Below are 12239 nucleotides of genomic sequence, written 5' to 3' on the forward strand. Positions count from 1 at the left end.
AATTGTTAATATAATAAAAAAGACCAAACGCTAATAATAGCGTTTGGTCTTTTTTGTATCACTAATTAGTGAATATAATTATAACCTGAAGCTTCGCTTGCAGAGATAGTACGTGAAGTTACAACACCAGCGCCTTGGCCGTAGTTCATTTCAGAAACGTTGATTGAACCGTCGCTGTTAACATTTTCAACGTATGCAACATGTCCCATAGCACCTGTTGAAGATTGTAAGATTGAACCTTGTGAAGGGTTGTTGTTTACTGTATAACCTGAAGCTGCTGCTGCGCTAGCCCAGTTATTAGCATTACCCCAAGTAGAACCGATTTTACCGCCAACTTTATCGTATACATAGTATGTACATTGTCCAGCAGTATATAGGTTGTTTGAAGAACCTGAAGTACTTGAAATTGAGTTTGAAGAACTTGATGGTGCACTAGTTGTACTAACTTTAACATTGCTGCTTGAAGTTGAGTGTGAAACTGCGCCACTTCCACCAGTACCTTGGTTGTTTGCTGTATATGATTGAGTTGAGTTCGTGTTGCTTGTAGCATATGAACTATTGTTATTGTAGTTATTGTAGCTATAACCACTGTTTGAGTGACCTTGGTCTGCTTGACTTGGGTTCCAGTTACCTTGCCAAGTGTAGTTGTAGTTACCTTGTTGATCTATTGTATAAGAATAGCTATATGAAGTAGGGTCATTTGGATTATACCCACCGTTATTGTTTTCTGCTGCGTCTGCTTCGTGTTGAGCTAAACCAAAAGTAGCGATTCCTGCAGTAGCGATTGTAGCTGTAGCGATTTTTTTCATTGTTAAATATCCTCCTAAGAATTGTAAATAAATATATCCCAGTCTCTAAACGACAATTTTTATAATTTTTTAATTCGCTGTTTTAACGACAAGCAATACTTTATCAGAAAAACTTACGTTTGTGTGGGTTGTTATCATTTTGTAATTTAGTTCTAATAATGTATCGATTTATGTAATAAAAGAAATATAAAACTTATGCGTTTAAACGGCGTTGTTATAGCTTTTTAAATTTAAAAGGTGTAACATTGCACTACGCTTTATTACAACGATGTAAAATAACAGAAAATTTGAAACACTAAAAAACAGGGGGATTTAATATTTAAAAAATAAATTATTACTCGTACAAAGTGTAATGATTTACATTATTTAAGTTAAGTAAATTAATATTTTATTTACTATTCAAGCAACGATATTGACACCTTATAGAGAAGATATTAATATAGTAGTATAAAAATTATACTTATATTGTGAGGTGAATAAATGAAAATTGAATTGGGTTTAACATCTTTCGCTGATAATAGTGATATATATATGGAAGATGGTTATCAATCTGCTATAAGTAATGCACAGAGAATTCGTAATATAATAGAAGAAATTGAAACAGCAGATCAATACGGACTTGATGTTTATGGTCTAGGAGAACACCATAGACCTGATTATGCTGTATCAGACCCAGTCACTGTATTAGCAGCTGCAGCAAGGAATACTAAGCATATTAAACTTAGTAGTGCAGTAACTGTACTCTCTTCTGACGATCCTGTACGTGTATACGAAAGATTTTCTACATTAGATGCAGTTTCAAATGGGCGTGCAGAAATTATGGTAGGTAGAGGATCGTTTATTGAATCATTTCCACTATTTGGTTATGATTTGAAAAATTATGAGGAACTTTTCAATGAAAAGATTGAGCTATTAATGCAAATTAATAAGAAAGAAGTTGTAAATTGGGAAGGTCATATGAGACCATCAATTCATAATTTAGGTATTTATCCAAGAACAGAAAAAGGTTCACTACCGATTACTATTGCTACTGGAGGTACACCTGAGTCTTCTTTAAAAGCAGGAGCATTAGGATTACCGATAACTTATGCTATAATAGGTGGCGATCCAAAAAGATTTAAAAGAAATATAGATATGTATAAATCTATTGCTGGGTCTTATGGGCATAATGTAAATGAACTACCAATAGCTACGCATTCTTGGGGATACATTGCTGAAACAGATGAACAGGCAAAACGAGAGTTCTTTCCATCAGTTAAGGCAAATCATGATATATTGGCAAAAGAACGTGGATGGCCAATGTATGATGAGAATAGTTTTGAGCGAGAAGCCGGACCAAATGGCGCACTATATGTAGGTGATCCTGAAACTGTTGCTCAAAAAATAATTGAAACGATTGAGGCTTTAGGTATTACTCGCTTTATGTTGCATACCCCTGTTGGATCAATGCCACATGAAAATACGATTAACACAATTAAATTGTTGGCAGAGCGGGTAAAACCTATTGTAGATAAATATTTTGAAAACAAATAAAAGGAGATTTTGTAATGATATTACGTTATTTAACAAATTTAAAATTAGCTAAAGAATTATATGGTGCAGCAAAACCTAAACTTAAAGGTGACCAATCAATGAAAGAGACATTTGTAGAGGTGTTTAATTTACCTTCAAATGCAGTACCTTTAGCTGGTGCGGTAGAAGCGTTAAGTGCAGTATTCTTCGTATTAAGTTTTGCTAGTAAAAGACTTTCTCGTGTTGCTTCACTATTAACAATTTCAGTTTTAGGTGTAGCTGCTTACAAACACTTTGAAGCTGGTCATGGTAAAGCAGGCGCTAAACACGCTTTAGATTTATCAGGTTTAGCAGCATTAAGCTTCCTTGATACAATTGATTGTAAAAAAAAGTAATTCATTAATTTAAATATATAAATAAATAGTGTCACTTTTAAAGTGTCACTGTATAAATGATAAGAGCCGGGACATTTAAGGATGTTTCGGCTTTTATTCTTGTAAAGAACAATATTCATACACGAGTTTATTCTATTAGTATGTTACATTTGATGACATTCTAGCATAAAGAATGCATTTTGAAATTGGATGCCTAGGTATTCTTTTATTGTTATATTGATAATAATTTGGAAAAGCTAACAGGAAATGTTGGGTTGATTTTTACAAAGTTATAATTTGTTAAATGCAATCGATGAACATATTCTTTTTTTAGTAATAAAAAGAATGAATATCCAACTAAAATTTGAATTTGAAAAGTAAATATTAAAAAAATAGTAGTATTTTTTAACATTTCTTATACTTGGACATATTGAATTAGCGCAAAGTAATAGTATAGAATTATTATATTAATATTGTTAAAAATCGCTTTGACATATTAACATCATGAAAAAACAAAAGGAGTGGTTTTATGATTGAACAAAATTTTAAAACACTGAACGAACTAATCACAACTTATCAAAAGGGCAAACAATTTTTCAAAACAACTAAAAAGCAACACAAGCTTAACTATGAAGAAATATTTATTTTAAACTATATCTATAGTTGTAACGAAAATGAAATTACAGCAAAAGAAATAGCTAAGTATTCAGAACTACAACCTTATTATTTAACGAAAGCTTTACAAAAATTGATTAAAATGGGGTATTTGAGCAAAAAGAGAAGTGAAATAGATGAACGAACAGTAGTTGTTCGTGTGAATGAAGCACAACGTGGTAAAATAAATGAGATAATTAAAACACTGCAACAAACGTTGTAATGGCTGATGAACGTAATGATAAAATAGAATTGTACATAAGTAAAAATAAAATGAATATTCTGAATAATGTAAAATTAAAATATTTATTAAGTATTTAACTAATATTTGTTTTTAGAAACAAATTAACTATGTTATACTAATATTTGTTGAATGAAAGCGCATACAAAACGACTGGGAAAGGTGTTATTATGAATTTACTAATTGGAGTTATATTTTTAGGGATTGTTTTATGTTTGTTTACATTATTCACAAGTAAAGCGCCTAATGGTGGTAAAGCGATGGGAGCACTTGCCAATGCTGCAATTGCGTCATTTTTAGTTGAAGCATTTCATAAGTATGTAGGTGGAGATTTGATTGGTATACCATTTTTAGGAGATTTAGGAGATGTTGCTGGCGGTCTTGGCGGTGTTGCAGCTGCTGGTTTAGTCGCATTAGCAATGGGCGTGTCTCCTGTATATGCATTCGTAATTGCTGTTGCTTGTGGCAATATGGATTTACTACCAGGATTCATTGCAGCTTATATTGCTAGTTTTGGTATGAAGTGGATGGAAGAAAAATTACCAGACGGACTCGATTTAATCGCAGCAATCATTGTTATTGCACCAATTACCAGATTAATTGCAATTGCAACTAAACCTTTGGTTGATGCAAGCTTGCTTCAAATCGGTAATATTATTAAAGAATCAACTACATCAAGTCCAATATTAATGGGTATTGTTTTAGGGGGGATTATTACAGTGGTTGCTACTGCACCATTAAGCTCAATGGCATTGACTGCATTACTAGGGTTAACTGGTACACCAATGGCTATAGGTGCATTAGCAGTATTTGGATCTTCATTTATGAATTTCGTACTATTTAAGCGGATGAAGTTTGGAGATCGTAAAACAACGATTTCAGTAGCTATTGAACCGTTATCTCAAGCAGATATTGTAACTGCAAACCCGGTGCCTGTATACATAACTAACTTTATGGGGGGTGCAATTTCTGGGGTGATTATAGCTATGTTTGGATTAGTTAATGATGCAACAGGAACTGCTACACCAATAGCTGGACTTATGGTTATGTTTGGATTTAATAATGCGTTAACTGTGATTATAGTCGCAGTCATGTGTGCTCTCAGTAGCGCAATTTGTGGATATTTAGGTTCACTAATGTTTAAAAATCACCCAATTATCACTAAAGATGAATTACAAAATGGCACGATGTCTAAAAAGGTCAAAAAATATTACAAATTAAAAAAGCAATATGCTAAAAGTTTAGCTTTATAAAATTTTGTAAGTGAAATGTTGACTGATATAGAAAGGGTAGAGACAATAAGCGCTATTTAGAAATTATTTATTTTTGTCATGTCCTTACATATTTATATGTATAAAAATTATTAAAAAACAAAGGATACAAAGTTCAAGATGTAAAAGCTTGATAATGTATCCTTTGTTTTTTATGAGTTAAATTCCTCAATTGTAATTATTTTGAAAGTGATTTTGTATTTATGATATTAAAGGGACTGAGTTAAACGTATAACCATTGAATATTTTTAATTATGGTAAGTTAAATAATTTAGAGAAAGAATAAAACTACCAATAAAGCAAAAATGTTGCAGTTTTAAAGGTATAGGTAAAAGATGTATTACTTTAGTAATGAATTTATCCATCCTTTAAAGCTATTTAACAACCTATTAACCTATATTAAGTTGTACGCGTGTTTAAATAAAGTGTTGTTCTATTTTCCATTTTTGAAAAAAAGAACTCTAATAAAATTGCTAATAACCAATAAAACGCTGCAGCAACTGAATAAACTGTTATAAACCTATATCCTTCATTAGCAATTACATGACTTACTGCCATAATTTCAGTGACTTGTACGGCAAATGCCAGTGAGGTACCTTTTATTAGCATAATAAATTGATTTTCTATATTAGGCAGGGCATACGCAAAAGCTTGAGGCAAAACGATTTCTTTATAAATATGAAATCTTGAAAGACCTACACTTTGAGCTGCTTCTATTTGAGCAAATTCTACCGACTGTAATCCACTTTTTATTGATTCAGATAGATAAGCTATCGCATGTAATGAAAAAACAATAAAAGCAATAATTAAAGGTGAAAAAATATCTGGATTAATATGCCATCTGAATTGATCGTTTAAAAATATAATAAATGTAGGAAATCCATAATATAAAATAAACAGCTGAACAATTAATGGTGTACTTCTGAAAAATGAATTATAGACTATGATAATTTGTGATAGTACGGGAATGTGTTTTAAGCGAATCAGTGCAAAGCATAATCCTACAATTAGACCTACGATTATGGCAACAATAGAAATCATTATTGTATTAGGAACTCCTGTAAGCACTTCAGTTATTGTATATAAAACAAAGTCCAAATGAATATCCTCCTTAAATGCGGTATGGTTTTTGTGAGCGTTTATCTATTAAAGTAAATGTGCCTTGTATAATTAAAGCGATAATCCAATAGATGATTGAAATGACAATATAAACTTCTAACATGCCTAAACCGTAATTATTTCCGATGATTAATTTAACTTGCCCCATCATGTCAATGATGCCTATTGTAAAAGCTAATGAAGTATCTTTTACTAATTCGATAATTTGCGTTGTTAAATTTGGAATACTATTTCTTAAAGCCTGTGGAACGATTATTTCTTTTAGCATTCTAGGGTAGGATAGGCCGATTGATAAACCGGCTTCTATTTGATGGTAGTCTACAGATTGATATCCAGCACGTATTATTTCTGATAAATAAGCTCCAGTATGTAATGTGAAGGCTAAGATAACGAAAAATAATCTACTAAAATGATTAATATCTATATGAATCAATAACAATAGTTGTGGTAATGCAAAGTAAACTAAAAATAGTTGTAAAAGTAGTGGTGTGCTACGTATAAAAGATAAATAAATTCTTACAATTGGCGAAAGTACCTTAATCTGTTTAATGCGAATAAGAGCTAACATAAAACCTAGAATCAACGCACATATTAATGACATAACAATCATTAACAGAGTTAACGGCAATTGCTGTAATACTTGTCCAAACAAATCTAACCAATTTACAGATTGCATTATCGTTGCACCTCCAATTGCGACTTTTTGTGATTTATTTCGTCTAAGTCATCGAATACATTAATATCAAAATATTTTTCTGAAAGTGCTTGTAATTTACCTTCCTTTTTAAGTTCTAATGTCGCTTGATCAATGTCATCATGTAATTTTTGATGTTTTTTATTATAAACGATATGCAGAGGCTCTTTTTTTACAATACCTCCAATTTTAACATTTTCTTTGACTTGTTTTTGAATGGCTTTATAAGTGTTCCAGTTTAATAACATAGCGTCACGTCGCTGCTGACTGACCATTTTTAAGTTGTCTCCATTAGAAGGTTCTTGAATCGTATTAATATTGATTTTTGATGAATTATTTTTGTTGTACTGAGATAAGATGGAATATAGTCCACCACTAGGCGCCATGGGTGTAATTGATTTTCCAGGTAAATCGTCTAAACTGTGTATATCCGTATTGTTACGATTGACTACTAACATAGGCAAGGCATAACTATAGGGCACATCTTGGTACAGAAATTGTTTTTCGCGTTCAGGTGTTTTGAAAAACCAGTTAATTCCCATATCAAATTTACCAGCACCAATACCAACTAAATTTGATTCTTCTTCACCTACTTCATATTTAAAATCATATTGTGGTAACTTTTTTTCGATTAATTTCATATAGTCCATATCTAGCCCTACAAACTGGTTTTGCTTATTGGTATACAAGTAGGGTGGATTCACCTCTGCTGACAGTGCTACTTTAACTTCTTTTTTGTGAGATTCTTTATTTGAATTATCATTTTGAGTACAAGCAGTTAAAACGAAAATCGATGAAAGTATAATGGCGGTAATAAATCTTTTTTTAGATGTCATTGTTTATCACGCTCCGTGCTTACTTTGTTTAAGAAGCGATTTATTCTTTCTGAGTTATTATTATCTAATACCTCTTGAGGTGTGCCATGATGAATAATTTGACCATCATCAATAAATATCATTTGATCGGCAATAGCTTTAGCAAATTCAATTTCATGTGTTACTAAAACCATCGTCATACCTTCTTGTGCAATAGATTTAATGAGAGATAGTACACCTTGTATAGATTCTGGGTCTAGTGCAGAAGTTGGTTCATCCAACAGTAATACATCCGGATTAAGAGCAAGAGCACGGATGATACCAATACGTTGACTTTGACCGCCAGACAATTGAATTGGGTATTTGTCTTTTTGGCTTGCTAAATTAACACGTTCTAAATAGGAGAGCGCTATTTCTTTTGCTTGAGTTGTACTGTGATTTTTACCATGTATTAAACCGACAGTTATATTTTCTAAGATAGTTTTATTCTTAAATAAATTATAATTTTGGAAGACCATTGCAGATTTTTGTCGTAATTTTGCAATGTCTTTTTTAGTATGTTTTGAAGTGTTAAATGTTTCATTGCCAATAGTAATCGTTCCAGATTCTGGTAGTGCTAATGCATTTAAAGTCCTTAACAGCGTTGTTTTACCAGAACCACTTGGCCCGATAATTGCAGTGACAGTTCCTTGTTCTTGACTAAAACTTACGTCATTGAGTATCGTATTTTCATTATATTTATGCATAAGATGTTTAACGTTAATCATTCAATTTCCCCCAATATTTCATTAAGTATAAATTATCACAATAAATCTTATCGGTAAAGTAAGGATTTTGTGCTTGAAAAGCTTTATTTCAATCATGGCGAGTGTTAAACTTGTATTTAATAAGGAAAAAGTGATAATCGAGGTGAAGGAAATGAATACGTCCGCATTAATACATACGGAGATTCAAGAAAAATGGATTGCTAAATTAGATACTGTAAAAGACGATTTTAGAGCGAGAGCGGAATATAATGATATACATTCACATTTTCCCTACGAAAATATTAAATGGCTTGTAGATGAAGGTTATACATTGTTGACGTTGCCTAAAGCATACGGCGGTGAAGGTGCGACTATTGAAGACATGGTGATACTTCAAAGTTATTTGGGATCAATCGATGGTGCAACTGCTTTATCAATAGGTTGGCATTTAAGTGTAATTGGACAATTATATGAACAACAAATGTGGGAACCTGATATGCTTGACCAATTTGCTGAAGCAATAAAACAAGGGGCATTGGTGAATAGGGCTGTTAGTGAAGCGGAAACTGGTAGCCCAACGCGTGGAGGTAGACCTGCAACGAACGCAGTAAAAGTAGACGGTGGCTTTGTACTTAATGGGGTGAAAACATTTACTTCTATGAGCAAAGGGCTTACACATTTTGTGGTAAGTGCTTATTACGAAGCTATTGACCAAGTAGGATTTTTCTTAGTTACTAAGGATACTCCAGGTGTGGAGATAGCTGATAACTGGAATATGGTAGGTATGCGTGCAACAGAAAGTCATGACCTTGTATTAAATGATGTATATTTACCAGAAGGAAATTTTGTTGAAATAAGGGGAGCTAGTGGTAAAAAGCCAAATGGCTGGATATTACACATACCAAGTGTTTACTTAGGTATCGCTCAAGCAGCACGTGATTACGCAGTGGATTTTGCTAAAACTTACAGTCCTAATAGTATAGAAGGGACTATTGGTGATTTACCTACAGTCCAACAAAATATTGGAAAAATGGAAACACTTTTATTATCTGCACGTCATTTTTTATGGAGTACAGCTGCTTTGTATAATAATGAAGGTTCCGAAAAAGTGAAATGGAATGAAACGTCTGCCAGTAAAGTAATGGTGATGAACCAAGGTTTAGAAGTTATAGATATTGCCATGCGAATTGTAGGAGCGAAAAGTCTTGAAATGGAACGCCCTTTACAACGTTATTATAGAGACATGCGCGCAGGTTTGCACAATCCGCCTATGGAAGATATGGCATATACAAACATTGCACACAGTGTATTAGATCATTTTTAAATATTAAGAGCAATACAATAACCATGCATTTAGACAAATTGTCTAAATGCATTTTTTAATAATTAAAAAAATAAAAATTCACTTGTTTACTATTGTAAAATTACTAGAATCATTATATAATCAATTGGTACTGATAATCATTTTCATTGGAGGAGAATTATGAAAAAATTATTGTTTCCGTTACTTGTTTTAGTACTCATTTTAGCTGCATGTGGTAATAAATCAGATAGTGACAAAAAAGAAGAAACAAAATCTTATAAATTAGATAGTGGTAAAAGCATAGATATACCTAAAAAACCCGAAAGAATAGCAGTTGTAGCACCTACATATGCAGGTGGTATTAAATATCTTGGCGGTAATATTGTAGCTGTCAACGAACAAGTAGATAGTAGTAAATTGCTAAAAGATAAGTTTAAAGGGGTAGAAAAAATTGGGGAAAATGATGTAGAAAAGGTAGCAAAAGCAAAGCCTGACTTAATCATTGTTTATTCTACGGATAAAAATATTAAAAAATACAATAAAATTGCACCAACTGTTGTTTTTGACTATGGGAAGCATAAATATTTAGATCAACAAAGAGAATTAGGTAAATTACTTGGTAAAGAAGATAAAGTAGCTTCTTGGGAAAAAGAATGGAAAGCTCAAACTAAAAAAGATGGACAAGAAATCAAAGACAAAATTGGTGAAGATGCAACAGTCTCTATCTTTGATGAATTTGATAAAAAATTATACAGCTACGGACCGAATTGGGGACGTGGTGGCGAAGTATTATATCAAGCATTTGGTCTTAAAATGCCTGACAAATTAAACGACTTAGTTAAAAAAGAAGGTTGGGCAGAAGTGAAACAAGAGAAGATTGCAGATTATGCAGGTGATTATATTGTTTCAACAAGTGAAGGTAAATCGAAACCAGCTTATGAAAAAACAGATTTATGGCAAAATATACCAGCTGTTCAAAAGGATCAAGTGATTCAAGTTCAAGCAGAAACATATTGGTATAATGATCCTTATACACTAGAATATATGAGAAAAGATTTAAAAGAAAAATTTTTAAATAATTAGAAATTCATATTCTTTAAATGTATAAGATAGTAAATTTAATAACGAAATAGTCTCTAAGGAGCGAGCATATGAATTCAAAGGTAGACTTTTGACTTATAACTCGCTCCTTAAATTGTGACGTCACAAATGTAAACTAATAGTTTTTATTAGTTTACATTTGTGGTATAATTTTTTTCATTGAAGGAGGAATCACTTTGACTACAAAATATTTAGTATATACAGCTTTGATGACAGCAATTATAGCTGTTTTGGGGTTTGTGCCTGCCATCCCATTGCCTGTCATGCCTGTGCCAATTGTATTACAGAATATCGGTATATTTCTAGCGGCAATTTTGCTTGGTCGTAAATATGGTACGTTAAGTGTCATTGTCTTATTATTGCTAGTAGCTGCAGGATTACCTTTACTATCAGGTGGCCGAGGTGGCATCGGTGTATTTGCAGGACCGTCAGCAGGATTTTTATTTATGTATCCAGTTGTTACATATATTATTGGCTTGGTAAGGGACTTATATTTTAAAAAAATTAATTTTGTTGTACTATTAATTACAACAATAGTTTTTGGTGTCTTACTATTAGATATCGCAGGTACAATTATAATGGGCTTAATAACTAATTTACCTATCACGAAATCTGTTACATTATCACTATTATTTATACCTGCTGATATTCTAAAAGCGATTGTCGCAAGTTTAATTGGTAATATTATGTTAAATCATAGCCAATTTAAACAGTTATTAAAATAAACTTTTAGACATTCAATTAGATAAGAATTGATGGGCAGAAGAAGATAGGGTGACGGTTCATGGCAATTTCGATGGCAAACATATTTCAAGAGGGTAAAATTTTTTCTGATGATCAGATTAAAACAATTTATTTAACACCTGAAGAACCTTTAGTATATGATGCGAATAAATGGGTGTATAAAGAAATGCCTACAATCAAGGATTGGAAGCAACATATGGAAATGCAACAAAGTTTACATAGACAACAATATTCCGACCATTTAGCATTTACTTTTCCAGAGAATACACCTTTAAGCCAAGCTTGGTTAGATGAAATTAAAGATTGTGGTTTCGAATTAGGGTGTATGGAACTTTATGCAATTGAATCACAGAATATTCGTAGAAGCCAAAATAACCATGTCGAAGTAAAATTTGTCACGGATCAAAACTTAGAAGATTATATTGCAATCTATCGACAGTTTTCAGAACCTTTTGGACTTGAATATGCAGAAGAAAGTATACGAGTAATACGTGATCAATTTCATTATGAAAGTAAATCACGTATTATTGCCTATGAGAATAACACACCAGTAGGTATTTTAGATTTAATAATTACTAATAAAACAGTTGAAATAGATGGCTTTGGTGTATTGGAAAATTTTCAAAGACGAGGGATAGGTCAAACAATGCAATCATTCGTAGCTGATGTCTCGGATGATAAAGTAATTATACTTATCGCTGATGGCGAGGATAGTGCCAAACATATGTATATCAAACAAGGATACATTTTTATCAGTTACTGTTATCAAATATTGAAAGAACAGGCTTAAATATAAAATACAAAGCGATCCTAGGACATACAGCTATGTCCTAGGATCGCTTCATGTTTATTTAAT

Annotated in this window: 13 protein-coding genes; 8 read left to right on the forward strand and 5 right to left on the reverse strand. The window is 32.2% G+C overall.

Annotated elements, in window-relative coordinates; all coding sequences use genetic code 11:
* Positions 1–65: 65 nt before the first annotated feature.
* Positions 66–809 (reverse strand): CHAP domain-containing protein, encoded by a 744-nt coding sequence (locus tag ACW5YJ_RS04930; RefSeq protein ID WP_017722875.1) that lies wholly within the window; start codon positions 807–809, stop codon positions 66–68.
* 480 nt (positions 810–1289) lie between these two features.
* Between ACW5YJ_RS04930 and ACW5YJ_RS04935 the strand changes: the two genes are divergently transcribed.
* The 4 genes from ACW5YJ_RS04935 (at position 1290) to ACW5YJ_RS04950 (ending at position 4843) form a co-directional block, all read left to right on the forward strand.
* Entirely contained in the window at positions 1290–2342 is a 1053-nt protein-coding gene (locus ACW5YJ_RS04935; RefSeq protein WP_107552515.1) for an LLM class flavin-dependent oxidoreductase, read from the forward strand.
* 14 nt (positions 2343–2356) lie between these two features.
* The gene (locus ACW5YJ_RS04940) at positions 2357–2716 is read left to right on the forward strand and encodes a DoxX family protein (protein WP_017722877.1); all 360 of its coding nucleotides are present in this window, start codon (positions 2357–2359) and stop codon (positions 2714–2716) included.
* A gap of 508 nt (positions 2717–3224) precedes the next feature.
* Complete coding sequence (locus ACW5YJ_RS04945) at positions 3225–3572, forward strand: transcriptional regulator, SarA/Rot family (protein ID WP_107552580.1); 348 nt, start codon at positions 3225–3227, stop codon at positions 3570–3572.
* 188 nt (positions 3573–3760) lie between these two features.
* The gene (locus ACW5YJ_RS04950) at positions 3761–4843 is read left to right on the forward strand and encodes a PTS sugar transporter subunit IIC (RefSeq protein ID WP_457338549.1); all 1083 of its coding nucleotides are present in this window, start codon (positions 3761–3763) and stop codon (positions 4841–4843) included.
* Between the two features lie 417 nt (positions 4844–5260).
* Here the strand turns inward: ACW5YJ_RS04950 and ACW5YJ_RS04955 are convergent, their stop codons facing one another.
* Genes ACW5YJ_RS04955 through ACW5YJ_RS04970 form a run of 4 tightly spaced genes read right to left on the reverse strand, consistent with a single transcriptional unit; the run spans position 5261 to position 8256 of the window.
* Positions 5261–5959, reverse strand: coding sequence for an amino acid ABC transporter permease (locus tag ACW5YJ_RS04955; protein ID WP_457338550.1), 699 nt, complete (start codon positions 5957–5959; stop codon positions 5261–5263).
* Between the two features lie 13 nt (positions 5960–5972).
* The gene (locus tag ACW5YJ_RS04960) at positions 5973–6656 is read right to left on the reverse strand and encodes an amino acid ABC transporter permease (RefSeq protein WP_017722881.1); all 684 of its coding nucleotides are present in this window, start codon (positions 6654–6656) and stop codon (positions 5973–5975) included.
* Positions 6656–7510: an amino acid ABC transporter substrate-binding protein gene (locus ACW5YJ_RS04965; RefSeq protein WP_107551761.1), complete on the reverse strand. Its 855-nt coding sequence runs from the start codon at positions 7508–7510 to the stop codon at positions 6656–6658. Before ACW5YJ_RS04965 ends, ACW5YJ_RS04960 begins: the two co-directional genes overlap by 1 nt.
* Positions 7507–8256 (reverse strand): amino acid ABC transporter ATP-binding protein, encoded by a 750-nt coding sequence (locus ACW5YJ_RS04970; protein ID WP_457338551.1) that lies wholly within the window; start codon positions 8254–8256, stop codon positions 7507–7509. Before ACW5YJ_RS04970 ends, ACW5YJ_RS04965 begins: the two co-directional genes overlap by 4 nt.
* A gap of 151 nt (positions 8257–8407) precedes the next feature.
* Between ACW5YJ_RS04970 and ACW5YJ_RS04975 the strand changes: the two genes are divergently transcribed.
* From ACW5YJ_RS04975 to ACW5YJ_RS04990, 4 genes are all read left to right on the forward strand, one after another.
* Positions 8408–9559 carry an acyl-CoA dehydrogenase family protein gene (locus tag ACW5YJ_RS04975; protein WP_457338616.1) on the forward strand — a complete coding sequence of 384 codons (1152 nt, stop codon included), beginning with the start codon at positions 8408–8410 and terminating at the stop codon, positions 9557–9559.
* A 159-nt stretch (positions 9560–9718) separates the two neighbouring features.
* Complete coding sequence (locus tag ACW5YJ_RS04980) at positions 9719–10621, forward strand: ABC transporter substrate-binding protein (RefSeq protein ID WP_017722885.1); 903 nt, start codon at positions 9719–9721, stop codon at positions 10619–10621.
* A gap of 194 nt (positions 10622–10815) precedes the next feature.
* Positions 10816–11364 (forward strand): biotin transporter BioY, encoded by a 549-nt coding sequence (locus ACW5YJ_RS04985; RefSeq protein ID WP_017722886.1) that lies wholly within the window; start codon positions 10816–10818, stop codon positions 11362–11364.
* 59 nt (positions 11365–11423) lie between these two features.
* Positions 11424–12173, forward strand: coding sequence for a GNAT family N-acetyltransferase (locus tag ACW5YJ_RS04990; RefSeq protein WP_017722887.1), 750 nt, complete (start codon positions 11424–11426; stop codon positions 12171–12173).
* The last annotated feature ends 66 nt before the right edge of the window (positions 12174–12239 follow it).

The organism is Staphylococcus sp. mip270_02, assembly GCF_054031535.1.